Annotated in this window: 10 protein-coding genes and 1 pseudogene; 5 read left to right on the forward strand and 6 right to left on the reverse strand. The window is 46.7% G+C overall.

Features of this window, described 5'->3' with window-relative positions; genetic code table 11:
* Positions 1-223 precede the first annotated feature (223 nt).
* Together ON05_RS21090 and ON05_RS21095 are read left to right on the forward strand one after the other, a co-directional pair.
* A complete protein-coding gene (locus ON05_RS21090; RefSeq protein WP_010477952.1) occupies positions 224-571 on the forward strand; it encodes a hypothetical protein in 348 nt (115 codons plus the stop codon).
* A gap of 89 nt (positions 572-660) precedes the next feature.
* Complete coding sequence (locus ON05_RS21095) at positions 661-1,452, forward strand: PD-(D/E)XK nuclease family protein (protein WP_010477954.1); 792 nt, start codon at positions 661-663, stop codon at positions 1,450-1,452.
* A 179-nt stretch (positions 1,453-1,631) separates the two neighbouring features.
* On the opposite strand, the gene ON05_RS21100 is transcribed toward ON05_RS21095, so the two are convergent.
* Both ON05_RS21100 and typA read right to left on the reverse strand, forming a co-directional pair.
* Positions 1,632-2,573: a glycosyltransferase family 2 protein gene (locus tag ON05_RS21100; RefSeq protein WP_010477957.1), complete on the reverse strand. Its 942-nt coding sequence runs from the start codon at positions 2,571-2,573 to the stop codon at positions 1,632-1,634.
* Positions 2,574-2,688: 115 nt separating this feature from the next.
* Positions 2,689-4,482: a translational GTPase TypA gene (gene typA, locus ON05_RS21105; protein ID WP_010477959.1), complete on the reverse strand. Its 1,794-nt coding sequence runs from the start codon at positions 4,480-4,482 to the stop codon at positions 2,689-2,691.
* A 212-nt stretch (positions 4,483-4,694) separates the two neighbouring features.
* Between typA and ON05_RS21110 the strand changes: the two genes are divergently transcribed.
* Entirely contained in the window at positions 4,695-9,425 is a 4,731-nt protein-coding gene (locus ON05_RS21110; RefSeq protein ID WP_010477960.1) for a GAF domain-containing protein, read from the forward strand.
* 345 nt (positions 9,426-9,770) lie between these two features.
* Positions 9,771-10,802 carry a diguanylate cyclase domain-containing protein gene (locus ON05_RS21115; protein WP_010477962.1) on the forward strand — a complete coding sequence of 344 codons (1,032 nt, stop codon included), beginning with the start codon at positions 9,771-9,773 and terminating at the stop codon, positions 10,800-10,802.
* Positions 10,803-11,077: 275 nt separating this feature from the next.
* Here the strand turns inward: ON05_RS21115 and ON05_RS21125 are convergent.
* Positions 11,078-12,317 (reverse strand): annotated as a pseudogene (locus tag ON05_RS21125) (ISAs1 family transposase).
* Between the two features lie 20 nt (positions 12,318-12,337).
* Here ON05_RS21125 and ON05_RS21130 point away from each other — a divergent pair.
* Positions 12,338-12,691 carry a secondary thiamine-phosphate synthase enzyme YjbQ gene (locus tag ON05_RS21130; protein WP_010479161.1) on the forward strand — a complete coding sequence of 118 codons (354 nt, stop codon included), beginning with the start codon at positions 12,338-12,340 and terminating at the stop codon, positions 12,689-12,691.
* A 17-nt stretch (positions 12,692-12,708) separates the two neighbouring features.
* On the opposite strand, the gene ON05_RS21135 is transcribed toward ON05_RS21130, so the two are convergent.
* The 3 genes from ON05_RS21135 to ON05_RS21145 form a co-directional block, all read right to left on the reverse strand.
* Complete coding sequence (locus ON05_RS21135; RefSeq protein ID WP_010479163.1) at positions 12,709-13,761, reverse strand: Fe(3+) ABC transporter substrate-binding protein; 1,053 nt, start codon at positions 13,759-13,761, stop codon at positions 12,709-12,711.
* A gap of 846 nt (positions 13,762-14,607) precedes the next feature.
* Entirely contained in the window at positions 14,608-16,332 is a 1,725-nt protein-coding gene (locus ON05_RS21140; protein WP_010479168.1) for a mechanosensitive ion channel family protein, read from the reverse strand.
* Positions 16,333-16,371: 39 nt separating this feature from the next.
* Positions 16,372-21,582, reverse strand: coding sequence for a translocation/assembly module TamB domain-containing protein (locus ON05_RS21145; RefSeq protein ID WP_010479170.1), 5,211 nt, complete (start codon positions 21,580-21,582; stop codon positions 16,372-16,374).
* Positions 21,583-21,942 lie beyond the last annotated feature (360 nt).

The raw sequence follows: 21,942 nt of genomic DNA on the forward strand, positions 1-21,942 counted from the left end.
GTATGACGGTGGGCTAAAACTAGCTAGAGATAGACGATGGAGTGACCACAACAAGAGTGATAAACAACACTATCTCTTGTGACACACATCATATTTTTCATCTAGCGTAAATTATATTCTTAATTTCAGTGAGCCACAGCCCAGGAACAATCTGGTCGAGGCTACGACACAAAACCTAAGCAAACACTAGTTTTTTATCCCCCCTGCATTGAAGGAGACTCCTATGACTCGCCAAATTAAAATGATTGCTGGTTTGCTCGCCACTACAAGCGTCGCTGGATTAGTAGTTGCCGCTTTCCCTCAAATTTCCCTGGCTGGTCAAAAGCACACTTACGACCCCATCTTGGTTCAACGCTATAACTCTGGCTGCGTCGAGAAAGTGACCGGTAAAGGTTATTCTCCTGCCCAAGCTAAGCAAATGTGCAGCTGCTCCATGAGCAATATGCAAAGCCAGCTCACTGAAAACCAAGCCATTAGCCTACTGATTAAGTCTCAGTTCAGCTTTTCCAAGGATAAGGACACTGGACTACCCACTTCCCTTTCTCCTTACTTCGTGGGCTGCAAAGCCTAACCTCAAAGCAAGCTCACCCCTTTTAGCCATGATTCCCGTATACCGCTAAAATATAAGTACATATAAACTATTTAGCGGGTATTGGGGTCATGGCCTACCCACTGTCAGCGACTAAGCTTCAGACCTATCGTCAATGTCCTCAAGCCTATTATTTTAAGCATGAGCGACGGTTAACGGTCCCCACGGCCTTCGGTTCACCCACCTTTGGTAAAGCGATCCATCGGGCTTTGGCCCAAATTTACCAAGACTGGTCCTATACCACTCCCATTCCACCTCTGCAATGGTTTGCCGACTGTTGGCAACAGCATATTAGTGAACTAAAGGAGTCTCAAATTCATGAAGGCTGGCAAGCCCTAGAGACTTACTATCACCAATATGTGGCTCCTCAATCGATGTTGCGAAAACCTTTGGGCATTGAGGGTAAGATTCAAGCCTCTTTTCAGGTCAGTAATATTGAGTTTGCCCTGTCCGGGCGCTATGACCGCTTAGACTGGCTAGACGATGGCCTAGAACTGATTGACTACAAAACCAGTAAAACTGTTAAGCCCCCAGAAGCCATTGATGTGCAGTTGGGGCTTTACTATTTGGCGCTGGAGAAAACCTATCACCATGCCCTTAAACGCTTGAGCTTGATCTATTTACGCAGCAATCAATGCATTTCTTATGAGGTTACTCCCGATCATTTAGACCAAATCAAAGGTTTGATTGGCGACTTAGCATTGAAACTCAGGTCTGACCAAGACTGGCATCCTCATGAAGGGGAACAATGCGATCGCTGTGGGTATCGCCAATACTGCAGCGCCCAAACCCCCAACCCAGAACCGCTTCCACAAACGGCAAAGCCACCCAGAAAAGTTCAACTGGCTTTACCATTGCCTTAAACCTAGATTTCTCACAAGCTCTCAAAAAATTTACTTGTAATCCTCTCTAAAAAAACTAACAGCGGTTTCACACCTTGTAATTTGATTAAACTACAGTATTACTGATAGCAAACACTGAGCATAAAGAGTTGATATTGATTCCAAGAAAAGCGTGTTTGAGTGCTTTGTTTGAGGTAATCTCAGTTTTGCTGAAACAATGCTTTTACTGATCGTCGAAAATCTTGAGGGACTAACCATATTCCAAAATACAAAAACCAATCGAGTAAGCTGGGCTTACCGCCTTGAACTGCTTCCCGAATGAGATAAAAAAAAGCTTTCCACTCATATGATTTAGCTGCTTGGGCACCAATTTCAACCATAACAAATGCAGCATACGCTCTGGGTGTAACTAAATGCTTACTATTTTGAATCCACAACAAAGACTTATCCCATTGAGACCTACTACTTATGGTGGATCGCATTTCCCACACATACCAAACAACTAGAGGGTGCTCGACAAAAGAAATTTTTACATTCGGTAGTTGATGTACTTGCAATAGCCAATCCCAATCTTGATGTTTTGGTAAATCTTCCTTAAAAGGAAAATTTTGTAGTAGTTTTTTCTTAGCGAGAATTGTGGATGTTTGAATTAAACCTTCCCCAAAGGTAAAGCTATTTCTTGCCAGTAAATATTCACTCAAGGGTTCATTAGGAGAGGGAAATCTCCTAGGATAAGTAAACTCACCTTTGGGAGTACGGGCAATTAATGCAGATGAAATAATCGGCCATTCAGCATCACATTGCCGAGCTAGTTGAACTTGCTCTTCCAACTTCGTCGGTAGCCATTCATCATCGTCGTCCAAGAAGGCGATCCAGTCTCCTTGAGCCTGGGATACACCGTAATTTCGTGCACCCGCTCCCCCTTTAGCCACAGACAATTGAAGAACTCGAACTCTTGTGTCATCAATATTTTCAAACTTTCGAGAAGTTTCTGGATCAGCCCCATCAATCACAATCACTACTTCAAGCTGCACCAACGTTTGCGCTAATACACTCGAAACCGCCCTGAGAAGTAAGTCAGGACGATTTCGAGTTGGAATAATGGCAGTGACTAGAACGTCTGAAGAATTATTCAACTGCATAACGTTTAATTATTTAAGGAAGAATTAAATCATAAAGATTATTAGCAGTGACGACATTCAAAACGAGGTTGAACACAACCTTACTAAAATGGATGAAGTTCTCAATCCCAGAACGTTAGCGCTTTGCGAGCTTTTTCTTTTCTAGTTTTCGTAAACGCACCGATTCAGGAGTGACCTCCACCAGTTCATCTGGACCGATATATTCAAGGGCACGCTCCAGGCTCATATCAACCGGAGCCTGCAACTGCACTAACTCATCGCCCGTTGAACTACGGTGGTTGGTGAGGTGCTTCGTTTTGCAAACGTTGAGGTCTAGATTCTGAGGACGGTTATGCTCACCCACAATCATGCCTTTGTAGACTTTGATCCCCGGCTCAATAAAGAAAGAACCCCGATCTTCCGCATTCTTAAGGGCATAGAAGGTAGCCGTTCCTTCCTCAAAGGCAATAATTACCCCATTCCGTCGAGACGAAATATCCCCAGCCATCTCTCGGTACTCCAAGAAGCTGTGGTTCATAATGCCATCGCCTCGGGTTAGGCGCATAAACTCGCCTCTAAAACCAATCAAGCCTCGGGCTGGAATCACAAATTCGAGTTGGGTGCGGCCATTGCTCACCTGCATATCCTGCATCTCACCCCGGCGTTGTCCCAAACGTTCAATACACCCCCCCACAGCTTCTTCAGGAACATCTAGCACCAAATACTCATAGGGTTCACAGGGCTGGCCATTCACTTCCCGATAAATCACCTGAGGCTGGGACACCTGAAACTCATACCCTTCTCGGCGCATGGTTTCAATTAAGATGCCCAAGTGCAGTTCGCCTCGACCGGAAACGGCAAACTGATCCGGGGAGTCCGTTTCTTCCACTCGCAGGGCCACGTTGGTTTCCAGCTCCCGCATCAAGCGATCGCGGATTTGTCTCGAAGTTACAAAGTCTCCTTCCTGGCCCGCGAAGGGAGAGTCATTGACGCAGAAGGTCATTTGCAGGGTGGGTTCGTCCACCTTAATCAGGGGAAGTGCCTGGGGTTCATTGGGGCAGGTAATAGTTTCACCGATATTGGCATTGGCAAACCCTGCGATCGCAACCAGGTTACCGGCAGAAGCAGTCTCTAATTCAACTCTGCTTAATCCTTCAAAGCCCATCAATTTACTGATTTTAGCCTTGACCATCTCGCCATGTTCATTGATTAAGGCGGCCTGCTGCCCCATATTGATCGTGCCGTTATGAATTTTACCAATCACGATCCGGCCTAAATAATCGGAATAGTCCAGGGTGGTAACCTGAAGCTGCAAGGGCTTCTCAGGATCCCCGACTGGGGGTGGAACATGGTGGAGGAAAGACTCGAACAGCGGTTTCATATCCTCGCCAGGGGCGTCTAAATCTTCCTTGGCATAACCATCCAGGCCAGACGCGAATAGGTAAGGGAAATCGCACTGATCATCATCTGCCCCTAGTTCAATAAAGAGATCGAGAACCTTGTCTACTGCACCATGAGGGTCGGCTTGAGGACGGTCAATCTTATTCACGAGCACAATCGGTCGCAAGCCTTTTTCCAAGGCTTTTTTCAACACAAATCGAGTTTGGGGCATGGGGCCTTCGTTGGCATCCACAATCAGCAGACAGCCATCCACCATGCCTAACACCCGTTCCACTTCCCCGCCAAAGTCAGCGTGTCCTGGCGTATCAACAATATTAATCAGGGTCTCTTTGTAGGTAACCGCTGTATTCTTGGACAAAATGGTAATGCCCCGTTCCCGCTCTAAATCGTTAGAGTCCATTACGCAATCGGGAACATCCTCTCCTTCACGGAAGGTGCCGGCTTGCTTCAGTAGGGCATCAACGAGGGTCGTTTTGCCGTGATCAACGTGGGCAATAATGGCGACGTTACGAATCGGAAGGAGCGTCATACTAGGTTCCAAAGATACAGATGTTGGATCAACTTCGGTTTTGCAAATCTGAAAGAATACTTTCGGCCAGACTCGGAAAAACTTTAATTTTATTTAACAATTTTAGACTGATTCTGCCCAAATCAGTGGAGTGATGATCAAGTCACCCCGGCAAATGGCGTTAAAAAAGGCTATGAAGAGGGTAGAAATGGGCAGTCTAGAGGCAGTGAGTGATGGCTATTCGTTCTGTGAATTCTTCAACCACCTCAAGCGTTACCCCTGCCGAACTGACCTTGTTTAATCGGCTGACAACGCCTGTCTGGATCTTTGATATTGAGCAGATGCGGATGTGGTGGGCAAATACAGCTGCCCTAACGTTGTGGAATGCTGACAGTTTAGAAGAACTGCTTAATCGAGATTGGAGTGATTATTCAGAAGCAACCGAGATTCGATTACAGTCCTATCTGGATAAATTTCGACAGGGAGACTCTGTCACGGAGCAGTGGACTTTTTACCCCAAGGGGGGGGCTGCGGTTTCTGTTCGCTGTATTTTTTCAGGCATTGCAATCGAATCTGGCCGCCTGGCAATGCTATCCGAAGGGATCTCTGACGCGCTAGAACAAGTGGATGTCGATAGTCTCTGTTCCTTAGAAGCCTTGCGACATACCACCGTCATGATCTCCCTTTACGATCTGGAGGGGCATGCGATTCTTCAAAATCCTGCGGCCTTGCAATGCTATGGAGATGAAGTCCGCTTTGGATCAGAACAGACGTTCAACCGTCGTTTTAAGGATCCCAACCTTGCCCATCAAGCCCTGTCAGCGGTTAAAGCGGAAGAGGTTTTCAGTGTTGAAGTTCAGGTTCAAACCCTACAGGGGATGGAGTGGCATGGTATTGATGTGCGCGGCACGCAAAATCCACGCACGGGAGAGCTAGCCATTCTCGTTAACGAGCACAATATTAGCGATCGTAAACGGGCAGAAATCGCCCTGAACCAGCTATTACGCCAAGAACAACAGCGAACCTTTGAGCAGCTCCAACAAACCCAAACGGATCTTCATGAGTCTCAGCGTTTGTTGCAATTGATTTTGGATACGATTCCCCAATCTATCTTTTGGAAAGACCGCCAGTCCACCTACCTTGGGTGCAACCTTGCCTTTGCCAAAGATGCAGGGCTATTGGCTCCCCACCAGATTGTGGGATTGACGGATTATGACTTGCCTTGGTTAAAGGAAGAAGCCGATTGGTATCGACAGTGCGATCGCAAGATCATGGAGACAGTTGAGCCAGAAGATCGAATCGTCGAGACCCAGATCCAAGCCGATGGTCGGCAAATTTGGATAGAGACCAGCAAACTCCCCCTTTTAAACAGCACACAAGAAGTCGTTGGCATTCTGGGATTTTACGAAGACATCACAGAACGGGAACAATCCAAAGAAGCCTTACAACTGGTTTTAGAAGGGACAGCCACAAAGGTAGGGGAAGCCTTCTTTCGCACCTGCACCCGAGCCTTAGCTGATACCTTAAATGTCCGCTATGCCATGATTACAGAGCTCATCGGTATTACGAAAGATCGAGTCCGCACCCTAGCCTTCTGGCAGGGGGATATCTTCGGCGAGAATTTCGAATATCCCCTAGAAGAAACGCCCTGTAAAGATGTGATTGCCGGAGAAGCCTGCATCTATAAAGATTCAGTTCAACAGCATTTCCCCAATGACGCGGATCTAGTGATGTTGGAAGCAGAAAGCTATTTTGGCCTGCCAATTTTAAATATGTCAGGGCAAGTTTTGGGCCACATCGCCGTGCTGGATACCACTCCACTCAAAGACATATCCCAGTATGAAATGATCTTGCAGATTTTTGCAGCCCGAGCAGCGGCAGAAATCGAACGCCAGCAAGCACAACAAGCCCTCGAAAGACAGCTCTACCATGCCAATCTCCTGGGCCAAATTACCCGCGACATACGTCAAAGCTTAGATGCCCAAAAGATCCTCGACACCGCCGTCCGTCACATTGGCCAAATATTCAAAGTCAGTCGTTGTCATATTCATATCTATACTCGCAATCCCACCCCTCGACTCAAGGTCGTCGCCGAGTATTTAGCAGCAGACATGCCATCCCTTCTAGGGCAAGATATTCCCGTCCTGAATACCCCCTACATTCAACAACTATTGTCTGTTGATCAAGCACTTCCTTCTACCCATGTGGCCACGGATACGACCCTGCATGAATTGCGGTCGCTCCTTACCGAAGCTGGGTTACTTTCGATCTTGTCGATTCGAACGTCCTACTTAGATGAAGCCAATGGAGTCATTGTCCTCAGCCAATGCGATCGCACGCGAGATTGGACCGCCGAAGAAATCAGCCTACTAGAAACCGTCGCCGGTCAGGTGGGCATCGCCCTGGCTCAAGCGAACTTACTCGAACGGGAAAAACATCAACGGCAACAGTTGATTCTTCATTACCAACAGCTACAGCAGGAAATTAAAGAGCGACAACAGGCAGAACAGGAGCTAGAACTCGCCAAATATAGCCTCGACAAAGCCAAAGATAGTATTTACCTTTTAGATTCCACCGGAAAATTTCTCTATGCCAATGATCGAGCCTGCCATCAATTAGAGTATTCTCCAACCGAAATTTTAACGAAGCGGTTTGGGGATATTGCCCCTTGGATCACCCCCCAGAAGCTTGAGTTGCTTTTGAAAGAAATTAAGGACAATCAATCCATTACGTTAGAGGGGGTTCACAGAACTAAATCAGGTCAGATTATTCCAGTAGAAATTACCTCCACTTACTTTCAATTTCAAGGAGAAGATCGCTTTAGTGCAGTCTCTCGCGATATCACGGAACGAAAACAAGCTGCCCTTGCCTTAGAGCGGCAAATTCAGAGAGAAACCCTGTTAAGGAAGCTAACTGCCGATATTCGTCAAAGTCTCGACACCCAAAAAATCTTCACCACCGCCGTTCAAATGATCGGTGAAGTATTCAATGTCAGTCGCTGCCATATCCATAGCTATACATTGGGTCCTATAGAAGAATTTCCAATTGTCGCTGAATACCTACAGCCAGGGTGTGATTCCATGTGGGGCACCACCATACAGGCCAATCAGCTTGCCCATATCCAACAGATGCTCTCCCAGGAAAAAGCGCTACTGACGCCTAATGTTTATACCGATCCCCTTATTTACCCTTCCCTAGAAAATCGCTCTACTCAGCTCAAATCTATCCTTGCCGTTCGCACCTCCTATCAAGGGCAACCCAATGGCGCAATTGTGCTGCAGCATTGTCAACAGAACTTGAATCGTCAAGACTTTTTGCAACTCCCTATTGCCGAGCAGAATGACATGCTGCGTCAATGGACCACCGATGAAGTTGAACTCATCGAAGCCTTGGCCAACCAAGTGGGCATTGCCTTGGCCCATGCCAAATTATTGGAGCAAGAAAAACAGCAAAGTCACAAGCTATCTGAGCAAAATCATGAATTATTAGTAGCTAAACGAGAAGCCGAATTTGCGAACCAAGCCAAGAGTGAATTCCTCGCTAATATGAGCCATGAACTGCGCACTCCTTTGAATGGCATTTTGGGGTATGCCCAAATTCTACAGCGGTCTGCATCCCTTAGCCCCAAGGACCACAAGGGGATCCAAGTGATGCACCAATGTGGGCAGCATTTGCTAACCCTAATTGAAGATTTATTAGACCTCTCTAAAATTGAAGCGCAACGCATGGAGTTGCATCCTGACTCTTTCCATTTTCATGAGTTTCTGACTGGTATCTCTGAACTCTGCAAAATTAAGGCACAGCAGAAAGGACTTGAGCTGATCACCCAGTTTGCCCCCAACCTCCCCCAAGGCGTTTATGCAGATGAACAACGATTACGACAAATTTTGCTCAACATTCTCGGAAATGCGGTGAAATTCACCGATAGCGGGAATGTAACCTTCAAAGTGGCAATAACCCCCCGTCCCCTTCCATCTATCAGTCAAGAAGATGATCTTCCCCATGGAGAAACCATTCAATCGATTGTTTTCCAAGTCAGTGACACCGGAATTGGCATTGTAGCTCAGGAACTCTCCAAAATATTCCTCCCCTTTGAACAAGCGGGCCATCCGGATCGATACCATCAAGGCACAGGATTAGGTTTAGCGATTAGCCATAACTTGACCGCAATGATGGGCGGCAAATTATCGGTTATCAGCCAACCCAACGAAGGCAGCGTCTTTTCTTTTACCCTCGCTCTGCCAGTAGTGCAACCCTATGCCCTAACTTCGGCATTTGAAACCTATGAAAACATCACAGGCTACTGTGGACAGCCCCGTACCATCTTGATCGTCGACGATCATTTGGATACTTGTGCGGGAATGATTGAGTTACTCAATGACTTAGGTTTTAAGACTTTGACGGCCATTGACGGTCAAGGGGGAATTAAAGTTGCTTTAGATCACCCCCCTGATCTGGTCATTTCTGATCTAATGATGCCCCATATGGATGGCTGTGCTTTGACCGAAGCCCTCCGACAACAGCCGTCTACAGCAGATATTCCCGTGATCATGTCTTCAGCCAGTGCTTATGGACCGGATCAATCCCGTAGTTTAGCTGCAGGTTGCAACGACTTTATTGCCAAGCCCTTACAGATGGATGAGTTAATCCAAAAATTGCAGCATCACTTAAACCTCAAATGGGTGACGACAGATAACGTTCCTGAGAATAAATTATCAACAAAGAGCCCTATTTCGCCTTCCAAGGAACCGAAGGTAGTCTGTCCTCCTCCGGTAGCGTTGAAAACACTATTAACGATGGCAAATAAAGGGAGTGTTTTTGAAATTATTGATGAAATATCCAATATTCAGGCAGCTCATTCACAATACAAAGGTTTTTGCCAGAAAATTATGGATTGGGCTGAAAAATTTGAAATCACTAAAATCCAAGACTTTTTACATCATAAACTGAATAGAATCGATTAGATTCTTGCCTATAATTTTCGAGAATTTTTTCTGGAAGACAGGTTCAGAGCCCACTCAATCTACCTTCAGAAATCATGGACTCTTTAGCCCTCAAGTACTGAGAGAATAACGGGTCAGAGATATACTAGAAATACTCAACAGGTGTAGTAGAAGATTTCTAAAATTCAAAATCAGACACATTGAAATATATTCATTTAAACAGTTAACTGTAAATTTAAGTATTCTTGCGGATTTTGTTCGTTCCATTACCCTTCACAATGGAAAAGTCAAACTATCCTGTTTTTGATATAAATTTATCTGGATGTGCCGTTAGCCTCCACTAGTCCAGTCTTACTTAGCAAGGCGATGCCTGATTCCCCCAAACCTTCAAATATTCTCATCGTCGATGATGTGCCAACGAATCTCACCATTTTGGCTCAGACACTCAGAGATCAGGGGTTTACAGTTTGGGTCGCCACTAGTGGTAATGCTGCCTTAAAGCAGTTAGCTCATGGTTTACCTGACCTAATTCTGTTAGATATCCAAATGCCTGGCATGAATGGCTTGGAAACCTGTGCAAAATTAAAAGCCGATCTTCGTACCCAGGATATTCCCGTTATTTTCATGTCTGCTCTCAGTGAGCAGTCGAATAAAGTTGAGGGATTGTCCTTGGGAGCAGTTGATTACATCACCAAGCCTTTCCAGGAAGCCGAAGTCCTTGCAAGAGTTAAAGTGCATTTGAGCATTCGAGAACTGACGCAAAACCTGCAGCGGGAAATCGAAGAGCGTAAACGAGTTGAAGCAGAACTCGCAAAGGCGAATGCCTCTTTGCATCGCCTGGCCCACATTGATGGCTTAACCCAAGTGGCCAACCGCTATCGGTTTGACCAAGACATGGAACAAGTTTGGCGGCGATTACAGCGTGATCATGAGCCCTTATCGCTCATTTTATGCGATGTTGATTATTTCAAACTGTTTAACGATCACTATGGTCATCAGGTTGGAGATGACTGCTTAAGGCAAGTCGCCCTTGCCATTCAAAAGGCCGTTCATCGCCCGGACGATCTGGTTGCTCGCTATGGGGGCGAAGAGTTTGCAATCGTTTTGCCTTCAACCCATGCCCAAGGCGCAGAACAAGTTGCCCTGGGCATTCTCAGTAAGATTGCAGAGCTCAACATTCCCCATGAGTTTTCCACTGTTAGCCCTCAAATCACCCTAAGTTTAGGAATTGCCACCGTTATTCCTAAATCTGAGCAGTCGTTGGATGACTTAATTGAATTGACAGACAAAGCGCTGTATCGGGCTAAGGAAGAAGGTAGAAATACTTATTGCCACCATGACTGTTCACAATCCCCTCCATTCCTAAGCTGCTCGCCATCTCCCCTATCCCTCCATTAGGGGCAGCATTCTATGAAGGCGAACTTACCGCCAAAAATATGTTCAGATAGGTAAAGCCTAAACCCGGTGCCCAGCAAGGTGTATCTTAGGTGAGATCTTTCTTTTTGCGTTTCATGGTGATTGTGCATGAATTTCTTGATCTTGAAACCGATCAAGGGATTGGCATTTATAATCTTTCCCCTCAAATTCAAGAGTTTATTGCTGCTAGCTCAATTCAAAATGGCCAAGTTTTGATCTGTTCTCGGCATACCACCACCAGGGTAAGCGCAAGAAAATTATGTCTCTGAAAGGCTAGACTGTAAAGGAATAGAAGCGCCTAGAACTTTGAGCATATACGCTTCATCCATGCTCGCCCGTTTTAGTTTTGACGGGTACTTTCTTAAAGGACGTTTCTTGATTCAGGAGGTTGATGCTCCAGCGCTTCAGGATGGCCATGTTTTCCGGCGCATGTCCTGTGCGGATACGGCTGGCATCTTCGCCAAAGGTCACATCTAAGACCCAGTGGAGTTGGTTCTCAATCGACCAATGCTGGCGGATGGCTTTGCCCAACTGCTGAGCAATGGGCGGTAGAGAACTGATGTAAAACATCACCTCATAGGTGGTTTTGTTCCACAAGTGGCGGGTCCGAGCGACCTTGACGATGCTTTGCAAGCCCTTCCACTGCGCCTGCTTGTACAGAGGACCCATTTGTTGAAGGGACACCGCCCAAACTTGTCGTTTCTCGCGACGATGGTGTCCGGCTTCCACCCGCACATCATAGCTGTACTCAATGCCCTTAAACTCATTCGCTTCCGCCGTTTCAAACCATTGCTCAACCTGCTCAAACAGCGTGGGATGATTCTCTTTGAGGGCCAGTACATAGTCTGCGCCTTTGGCCTGAATGCGACAGGCAATCTCGTGCTGAGTCCCCATCGCATCAATGGTGATAATGCACCCGGCAATGTCTAACAGCTCTAAGAGGGCTGGGATCGCCGTAATTTCATTGCTCTTGTCCTCGACTTTGACTTGTCCCAGAAATAACCGATATTCACTGGCCCAAGCACTGACCAGATGCAAGGCGGATTGGTCTTGATTGCGGTCATAGGAGCCCCTGAGTTGTTTGCCATCAATCGGGATCACTTGAGCACCGAGGGTCGTCACGACCTGATCCAACCAGTGATTGAAACTCTGCTCAAAGGCGGTGGGGCAAATACGCTCAAACACCCGTCGATAGGTGTCTGCTGTCGGTATTCCGGACGGTAGGCTCAGAAAACTCGACAACCAATCCTGATGGCTCAGACCATAGGTTTCAATATCTTCCCACCCCTGTGCGCCACCTAAACTTGCCAATAGTCCAATCACGACGATGCTGACAAACGGATGCTGGACACCTTGGCCTCCCCGTGGATCAGTCAACTCCTCAAAACACTCGGTCAGTTGTTGATAAGCCTGATCGCAATCCGTGGTTGGCAGTAGTGACGAGGATGAGTCAGTGGAAGCTGGTGAGGAAGGAGGCTTGCTGAATCCTGTAGCCATGGGGAAACCCTTTTAACAGAATGGAGTTCCATAGCATATTACAGCTTTATTTTTCTTGCGCTGCCCCTGATACCACCACGGCTTTAGCCATTAACGAGTATGAAGAACGATTATTAGAGGACATCAAAGTCTATTTGCATAAGCTGGCTCCAGCGAACCAACGATACCTGCATAATGATCTACATTTGCGGGATGTCCCCGAAGATGAGCCAGAAAATGCCCATTCTCACCTGATGGCGATCACGCTTTCTTCCAGTGAAGTGGTGCCTATTGTCGAGGGCCAATTAGCTTTAGGGACTTATCAATCGGTCCTGTTGCTTGAGCTGGATGGCCCTCGACAAAGAACGGTCTTTCTACAACTATCTGGAGAGTAAGCAGCGAAAAAAAGGGGTTACTGCCATCCTGCTCGATCTGCTATTTTGGTTGCTTCTGGATTATTTCGTCCATAGGCACTGACGTTGATGGTGTCGGATTTAAATTCGCCATACTCTTTCAAGGCGGGTGATTCTTCAACCCCAATCACTGCCGGATATTCGTTATTTGCTTCGGCAAATACTTTCTGAGCTTCGGGAGTGGTGAGGTATTCCATAAATGCGATCGCATTTTCCTTATTAGGTGCATTCGCCACTATGCCAGCCCCGCTGATATTGACATGGGTCCCTCTATCATCCTGGTTAGGGAAAAAGACCCCCACCTTCTCAGTAATAGCTCTATTCTTAGCATTCTTGGATTGAGCTAAACGGGCCACATAATAGTGATTCACAATGGCGACATCACATTGACCGGCTGCCACTGCCTTAATTTGGTCCACATCTCCACCCTTGGGAGGACGAGCAAAATTGGCGACTAGACCTTTCGCCCATTGTTCGGTTTCTGCTTCCCCTTTAGATTCAATAAATGATCCCAGGAGAGATTGATTATAAATATTATTGGAGCTGCGAATACAAACTCTCTTTTGCCAAGCGGGTTCTGCCAACGCTTCATAGGTGGACAGTTCTTCTGGCTTCACCTTAGCTTTGTTGTAAATCAACATCCGCACCCGCTTAGTTAGTCCAAACCACAGGCCATCTGGGTGACGAAGATGTTCCGGGATTTTCTTCTCTAACTGCTTAGAAGAAATTGGTTGCAATAAGTTGGCCTGCTCTGCCCGCCATAATCGACCTGCATCTACGGTAATCAACACATCCGCCTGAGGATTGCTGGCTTCATTCTTAATCCGCTCTAAGAGCTCATTATCTTTACTCTCCAATAGCTTAACTTCAATCCCTGTTTGCTTTGTAAAATCCTTATACAGAGCCTGATCCGTATCATAATGCCGAGCTGAGTATACCCTGACAATTTTTTCCTCACTATCCGTTTGTGTGTTAGCACATCCACCCAAAACCGTAAGAGAGAAAAAACCCACTGAGGAGATCAGGGCGATTTTAGAGAGATTGAAGATCATCTTAAAATTCAACGCTTTAATGAAAACTATTCTTACTTTTGGACCAGTCTTCAAGCTATCTGAGTCGACCAACCTCTGTCAAGCAAACCAACAATGGACTTCATTGGTTGGAACTCAATCTCCATGAACTGACCATTAATTTGGCACTATGACACTATTCTGATGACTAACCAGAATCCTCTAAATTGTCCAGTTTTAATAGCAGGGAAAAGATCAGAAACTCAGCATTTAGAAAGAACAAGGAAAGGAAATATCTTGCAAATCTAGTTGAAAAAAATTTTGTCTGCAATGAATTTTATTTGGCTGAAATTCATCCTCCTATCAAATAGGGCTAAAATTCTGTATTTATACCGAGGTCAATATGCCCATACCAAAAAGTAAGATTATATTAACAATTTAATTGTTATTCACTATATTAACGACCCGTAAGAATGAATAAAAAACTGGCAGTCTTAACAGCAATACTCACGTCTTCTATAACCACATCTGTTTCAGCACAAACTGCTCAAGTATCTAACATTCAGCCTCTGGAAAAGCCTGGCCTATATATGGCTAGAGCTATTTTACAATATTCTGATGGAGATGCTTTACAGGCAGATTTCAGAGTATATTGCCCCACTGCCATGATTCGGCCCACAAATTATCAATTATTCGACCATTTAGGGCATGTTAAAGATCAAGGCTCATGGTGGCAAACGTCTTTTCAACCTCAATATCCATCCGAACGCCAACTCGTTAGGTCGGTCTGCGGTGGCTAATGTATTCAAAGAATCTTCCCCTAGTCAAGGCAATCATGACTAGGGGGACAAGGAGAGAATAGGGTGATATTAATCTAAAAACATTTAATCAGTTAGCCGCCTCATCTTGATGTGAAGAATTTGCATTTTCAGCAGCATGAATTTCCGAGGAGATTCCCTTTGAAGACTGCTGTTGTAACCAGACTTCTAAATTTTGGGTGAGCTGAGTAAAGGAATTCACTAGTTCTTCCGGTAGCTCTAAGGGCAGCTTGCCAGATCGTACGTGTAGATCCCTTTGAGGGAAAGGAATCTCAATTCCTCGATGGCGGAGAATGGTCTCAATGCGAAAATTAAGATCGCTCTTGATAGAAAATTGCTTTTGAGGCTCATCAATCCAAACCAATAGCAAGAAATTCAGAGAATTATCCCCAAACTCAGTGAAAAATACCCGAGGGGGTGGATCTTTGCGAACTGAACTATACTCAGCAACCACATCCATCAAAGCTTCTCGTACTTTTCTGGGGTTGGTCCCATAGGCCACTCCCACTGGAATTTGTAACCGCGAGACAGAAGTGCCATGGTCCCAATTGACAACTTCAGATTCTAGAAACTCTGAATTCGGGACAATAATCGAAACCTGATCTAAAGTGCGTATCTCTGTACTCCGAACATTGATCCGCTCTACTGTGCCCTGATACTCTCCGACCTTCACAAAGTCCCCCACCTTAATGGGTTGCTCAAAAATCAGGACCATACCGCTAATAAAGTTTTTGGCAAATCCTTGCAGTCCTAAGCCAATCCCCACACCAAGGACACTCGCAAATACGGCTAAGGAACTCAGATCAAAACCCCAGAGCTGAAATAGCACCATTGCCCCGATGAACAGCAGAACATAGTTGGCCACAAAGGCAACGGCCTCTTGGGCTCCGCGATTCAGTCCTGTGGCTCCTAATACCCGCGATCGCAACAAATGCTGCACGGTTTTAGCCAGGTTCATTAGCCCTGCTAGTAAAAGCAAGAGCAGAGCAACATCTAAAACAGAGTAGGACTTTCCGCCTGCCGGAATAAATGGAGTGGAGAAGGTTTGAATCAGCGTGTTGATGATTAAATAGATGCCATTGCGGGTCCAGGGAAATAAACCGCAAATAAAGCCAATCGTGCCCACCCATAGGGCGATTCGCAAACAGTAGAAAATGACTTTAAGGAGAAATCTAAGGCTTTGGGGCTGATCTCCCGTGGTTGGATCGACCGTTGCCCGAGGTAAAAGTTTGAATAACTTCTGGCGCCAAAACCACCCTATCCCCCAGTGAGCGATCAGTGCCAACAACAAACATAGAGCGCCAATAGCCACTAATCGCCCAGGATTTGCCCGTTCATCTTGCCCTCGATTAATCGCCTGCTGCAATTTCTTTTGCCAAGTTCTAGCGGTCACTTCTGGAGAAGACAAATCTGCATCCTGACTATTCACGGTCAACAAATACAAAGGTTGTTTCGCACCAACTTCGACTTTCAGCACGGGTAGGTCATTAGAGAAATCAACAATAACCTCTGCCTTGGTCGAGGTATTCACCAGAGTTTGTAAGCTTTGGTTGACCGTTCTAGCTCTGTCTTCAGCCGGGAATTCTTTCGACGAACTTAATTCAAATAACGGAATGCCATCCACTTCCACCGTCTCGGAATCAAGGGTTTGAGCCACAACGACATCCCTACTGGGATGGCTTAAGAGAATTAAGCTTGCCGTAATCAGGGCAAGACAGCACCAACGCCACCAGCGCCGATGAGAAAAATCCCTAATGGCCAAAACTCCCCAGGCGAAGAATCGGTTGATGTTCATAACAGCCGCATCTATTGCAAAGGGTTATTGTAACGAGGATTAGAATTGAATGCGATATTCCAACACCCCGACGGCTTCGCCTTCAGAACTGATGGAGGACCGAGCCCTAATTTGATTGTTGATCTCGTAACTCAAGTTAAATAGAGTCGGTTCATCTACCCCTGTCAATATTTGGAGAACGGAGGCAGAGAAGCGATCCGTAATGTCAAATCCTAATTCAGCTCCAAAGGCCAATACTGCGCTTTGATTATTATTCTGATTGGGGAGCAAAACAGGAAAGGCTCGAAAACTAGCGCGACTTCCCAAAGCATCATTCAGGGCTTGCTGCACACTGGAGAAAGCTGCCGAGCTGGCAATATTGGCGGCAGCTTGAGTCGCTTGCCCATCCTGTAGGGACCGTTCCAGACCACCCCCCAGTAGCGCAATAATTTGGGGATTGGTGCGGCTAGGACGGCTACTTAAGGTCACGACTTTGTCAAAGTTAGCGAGGAGTTCGCTGGCCCGTCCATCCACCGTGGCATTCACCTTCACAGATTGGACTGCTCCAATGGCACTAGAGGGGACTTCAGCAAACTCATTCAAGTCAGTAGTCGTCGCCCGTACCACCTCAGTGACAGTGGTTTTCATACCAATATTGAGGTAGGGATCTAAGCCAAATCGAGAGTCAAATCTGGCATAGTTTTCTCGCCTTGGATCGACACTAAAGAGGGTGGTGGCCAGATTAATGGAGCCTTTACGGAAGCGAACCACACCGTCCGCTAGAGGTTGATCCACTTGTCCATTGATGGTGAGGTCACCGTTCGCAATAAAACTAAGAACTGGCGGTTGAGAGATTTTGACATTATCGCCAATTTGAACCACTAAATTAGTGAATTTAATCGGATTGTCTGCCCCCGACTGAGGCGCGGTTCCAGGGGCAGAACTATCAGCTGCACTCGCATTGGCTAATTTGACCTTGCCATTGCTGAGCTGCAGTTTACCGCTGATCCGAGGTTGTAAAGCACTTCCCTTGACGACAATGGCACCATTCACACCCCCCTGATAGAGTTCCTGCACATTGAGATCTAAATCTTCTAATTTGACGGCTAAGGCCTGTTGGTTCGACCCTTGGGAAATGGGCAGACTTCCGGTGGTTTCTAACTGGCCATCGTCGATCTTGGCCGTTAATCGAGGAATGGTCACTAGGTTACTATCAAATTTGATCAAACCATTTAAATTGGTGAGGGGCTGTTTCAGGGCCGCAGCCTGAAGTTTGGCATCTTGGAATCGGATACTACCGTCTACAATAGGCTGATCAATCGTGCCCTTCACGTTGACATCTAGGGCACCGTTACCGCCTTCCCAGGTGACTTGGTCTGTAAATAAGCTCAGGAGGGATAAGCCATCATCTCGAATACTTGCTGTGAGGGAGACCTGATCCGTAGCTGGCTTTACTGTTGAGAAAACTGGTACAAAGGGAACTTCCCCCTTTAGGACCAAGGGTTGGGAGTTATTAATCCGAGCCTGACTGTCAATCTTGAGGAGCGCTTGTTTATAGCTCAAGGTGGTTTGAGCACTATTAATAACGGCATCGTCCAATCGCCCTTCTACTAACTCGAACTGACCTTCTAGCTGAGGGTCATCCAAGTTTCCAGCCAAATTGAGGGTGCCATTTAATTTGCCGGTAACGGCGACAGGTAAATCCAAGAAGGGGTTGATGGGTTCAATGGAAATATTTTGCAGCCGCAGCTGCCCTGACTGATAGGAACTACCTAGTTGACCTTGAAACGCCAATAGACTCTCGCCCGTTTTGACGCGCAGGGGCTGCAAACTGAGCAGGCCATCTTCCAGTTCGCCTTTGACAACGAGTTGATCGATACCATACAGCCCCAGCTTAAAGTCCTGTCCCCGAATATCGAAATCAGCATTCACCCCCGTTTTGACGGATCCAGCAAAGTTTATCTGTCCGCCAAATTGTCCAGTTAGGCCATCCAAGGCAAACAGGCTTTGCTCCTGTTGATTTGCTTGGATAATGGCTAATTGCTGAATTTCAGAAAAACGGCGCAGTTGAGACAGTAATGGGCCATTTACGCCAACCGGAATGGTTTGCAAATCTGCCGCCGTTCCATAGGTTTTGGGCTGCTGGGGAGATCCGATGTTTGCGAAATCGACAGACTCATACAACGCCACAACATCAGCAATATTGCCTTTCGTAATCGCTAAGTCACCTGAGTATTGAGGGTTGTCACTGGCAATAAATTTCGCATTTAATACATACTGGCTTTCATCTTTGAGCAATGTCCCCTGATCTAAATTAGCGATTCCATCTCGATAACGAATCTTGCCCGTTAGGGTTTTAGCTTGAATCTGGTTAAGGGCCGGTTGATCAACGGCAAAGCTACCCTCTAGGGTTTGCTGTTTCAGGTTGGCTAGGAACTGACCCGATGCTGTCCCAGAGACCGTTCCTAACCCTAAATTAGCGATGGAACCTAAATTCAAGGGTTGTAGGGGAAATTGTTTGACTTCTGCCCGGAGGATATTGCCTTGGGTTGTCCCTTGGGCGATGGCCTGATCTCTGCGAATCAGAAAAGAGTTGGGCAAGAATTGAGAGTTGAGAGAAACATCGATGCGATCGCGGTCTCCTCCCACCTTCATTTCAACCCCTGGACCAAAGGCCAAGTCCCCTTTCATCACCGGTTCAAACCGGAACTGTGACACCGCTAAGTCTTCTAGCTGTAAAGTCGCCACTATATTGGGGGCTTCGGGGGTTCCGGTAATTCGGCCTGTCAAGTCGGCCTGCCCGGTCAAGGGAATAGCAGTGGGTCCCAAGGCTGCTAGGGTTCGTAAATCATAATCATCAGCCTTGATATTCAGATCCATCGCGGTGATCTGGGGACCTTGAGGAGACTGTAAATCAGCATCAATGGTGCCATCGGCTCGAAACCCCTTAGCCGTCGCCGACTGCACTACAATTTGACGCCCTGTCCATCGGAATCGAGCATCTAAGGGTTGCTCCAGCAGGGATAATCCCTGGGAAAAATTAACTTGGCCTTGGGCCCGAAGCGTCTCAGGGCTGAGGGCTGCAATGGGGCCATTGAGAGCAACATTTCCACTCAAAGCGCCTTTTAATTCGGGAGCAAAGGTGGATAGCCCAATGCCCGCCAATCTGACATCAGCTTTGAGATCCGTTTGATCAAAATATCCATCTAGCCGGGCTGTCCCCCCAGCCACTTGGGCCACAACATTATCTAATCGAGTAATCCCCTTGCGTAAGCGCATCTCACCATTGGTGGGATAGGTGGCTCGGGGCGCTTGAAAAGCAATTTGGGTGCGTAGATCTTCGGGTTGCCCCCGAACCTGAGTCTGAGCGTTGATGGGGCCAATCGTTAGCCCCGAGGGTACTTCGTATAGGGTTGCGATCGCATCCCCAGGCAACCCGACAACATCTACATCCGCCGCTAGGTCAGCCCCCGGTAAAAGGTTATAGCGGGCCGTACCCGTGATTTCTCCCCCAGCCTCAGGTACTGCCAAAATACGGCTAACGTTCAGGGATGGATTATCTAAAGTGAATTGAGCCTTAATCGTCTCAAAGGGCACCCGGTCAATCTTTGTACCAGAGGCCATCACAACTTCCCCGGCAATATAGGGGCGATCAATCGGACCCGTAATCCGAATCTCCGGAAGACTCACCTCCCCAGCAATGGGCACCGGCAATGCTGGCACCTCCATGGTGGTCAGAGCCGTATTGACATCCAGTCCAGGGACCTGGGCAGAAAGGTTATAACCCCGATCAATATCAATCGAGCCTTTGGCGGCAACGGGCACTTGATCATATCGAGCCGTCACCCCTTCTAGGGTGGCGGTTAATCCCCGTAAGCGAATAAATCCATTGGCATCATAGAAAGATTTAGGCAGGCCAACCAGTTGAGCATCGATATCCTTCATGCGGGCAGTGCCTCGCATACTGGGCCGTTTAGCTTGATCTAAATAAAGCGTGACGTTGGCATCGACCTGGCCTGAACGTATGGCTACAGGTGTTTGAAAGGCTCGATCAAAAATAGGTGCAGAAACATTCTGGGCCAACACCGAAACTTTAATTTTGCTTAAATCGAGGGTTGTTTCCCCCTTGGTCCGCAGTCGTCCCCCACTGGCAATGGTGCCTCGGGCCTCGAATTGGAGGCGTTCTTCGTCCTTTAGAAATTTTAGGCTGCCATTTGTACGACGCAGTTGCTGACGTTGCGATCGCCCATTTTGAAACAGTAAATTTTCAGGTACATAAAGATCAGCAGAGCGGAACTGGGCTTCTCCCCCTATCTTGGGGAGTTGCTGGTTGGGAGAATACTCAACATCCAACTCTCCCTGAAACTCCTCCGCCTTTACCCAAATATTCTGTTCAGGAACGCGAATATCAGCATCTTTGACTTCTGTCGTTCCAGTCAATTGAATAGGTTCTTGCGGTTGATAGGTTAGCTGGAAATCCCCATCCACTTCTCCCGATCGAATTTGAATGGGAATCTCTGTGGGCACAAACCCCATAAGTGGAGTTATTTGAACCTGTTTGGCCTTGACATCTAGCTTTAGGGATTGACTAGGCTGCAACCACTCCCCTTTCAGCCTCGCTTTACCGCCAGAATCTAAAGTGCCATTCCCTTCAACTTTCAGCTTCTCATTATTGTCATGCAGCGTTAGAACACCCTTTAAATCCCTCAGGGTCCGAGCCTCCGCTCCATAAGGATCAATAACCGCTTCTCCCCCATCCACGCTGAGGGAATCAAGCTGAATCTTGACCAATCCCTCAGAATCTTCCTGAGTTAGAGTGGTTGAGATCCACCCTCCATCCTCTGTTTGGTCGAGATACAATTCTGCATCCACCAAGGTCACATCTAAATTAAGAGTCCGGGTCCAGAGGGTTTTCCAAACATCAAACTGGACATTAACGGCTTGAACCTTGCCTGCATCTTTATCTTCAATGGTGCGACCGTTGCTTGTATAGGTATGAGCAGGTACTGAAGATGGCCCAAATTGTAGTCCCGTCAGGGAATAGCTTTGCACATCGCCCAATAGAACTGGGCGATTCAGGGACTTTGTCAGTTCTTTGGCAATCTGGGGAGCAAGTTCTTCATTAATAAAGCCTAGGATTCGCCAACCGCCCCAAATTAAGATTCCGAGAAGAACAAGGGCTGTACCGATCACTGGTCGACTACATAAAATCAGCCAGAGGCGGCGGGATGGGCGTGGAGCTTGCTCTCCACCAGATGGTTCTTGAGGCATGAGTTATAAGCTGCCGACTAAATCAAAAAGTTACGGTTGCACGACTCAATGGATGTAATGCAGATTACCACCCAGATGGTCTTAGAGGACGAAATCTAAATTACAAATCCCCTCATAGAACTAAAATCATCCTGTTCTTATGAGACTAGGCTGATGGTGAAATTAGTACATCTATCTGAAGAGAGACATTAGGTATTTTATACAAAGTTTAGAAGATATTACTTCTGAATCTTTATATATTTCCTTCTAAACGCATTAGTAACCGTTCAGGATATTTACTAGATATTTCAATTAACTTTCGTTAAAACTTGAACATTATTTTGGTAGTTCGCTGATGAGTCGTTGTAGATGACGACTCAA

It is taken from the genome of Acaryochloris sp. CCMEE 5410, from assembly GCF_000238775.2.
Taxonomy (GTDB): Bacteria; Cyanobacteriota; Cyanobacteriia; order Thermosynechococcales; family Thermosynechococcaceae; genus Acaryochloris.

Coding starts and splice junctions, on each gene's coding strand:
- ON05_RS21135 (WP_010479163.1), bottom strand. CDS start 13,761: ATGATCTTCAATCTCTCTAAAATCGCCCTGATCTCCTCAGTGGGTTTT.
- ON05_RS21090 (WP_010477952.1), top strand. CDS start 224: ATGACTCGCCAAATTAAAATGATTGCTGGTTTGCTCGCCACTACAAGC.
- ON05_RS21130 (WP_010479161.1), top strand. CDS start 12,338: ATGGAGTTCCATAGCATATTACAGCTTTATTTTTCTTGCGCTGCCCCT.
- typA (WP_010477959.1), bottom strand. CDS start 4,482: ATGACGCTCCTTCCGATTCGTAACGTCGCCATTATTGCCCACGTTGAT.
- ON05_RS21140 (WP_010479168.1), bottom strand. CDS start 16,332: ATGAACATCAACCGATTCTTCGCCTGGGGAGTTTTGGCCATTAGGGAT.
- ON05_RS21110 (WP_010477960.1), top strand. CDS start 4,695: ATGGCTATTCGTTCTGTGAATTCTTCAACCACCTCAAGCGTTACCCCT.
- ON05_RS21095 (WP_010477954.1), top strand. CDS start 661: ATGGCCTACCCACTGTCAGCGACTAAGCTTCAGACCTATCGTCAATGT.
- ON05_RS21145 (WP_010479170.1), bottom strand. CDS start 21,582: ATGCCTCAAGAACCATCTGGTGGAGAGCAAGCTCCACGCCCATCCCGC.
- ON05_RS21115 (WP_010477962.1), top strand. CDS start 9,771: ATGCCTGATTCCCCCAAACCTTCAAATATTCTCATCGTCGATGATGTG.
- ON05_RS21100 (WP_010477957.1), bottom strand. CDS start 2,573: ATGCAGTTGAATAATTCTTCAGACGTTCTAGTCACTGCCATTATTCCA.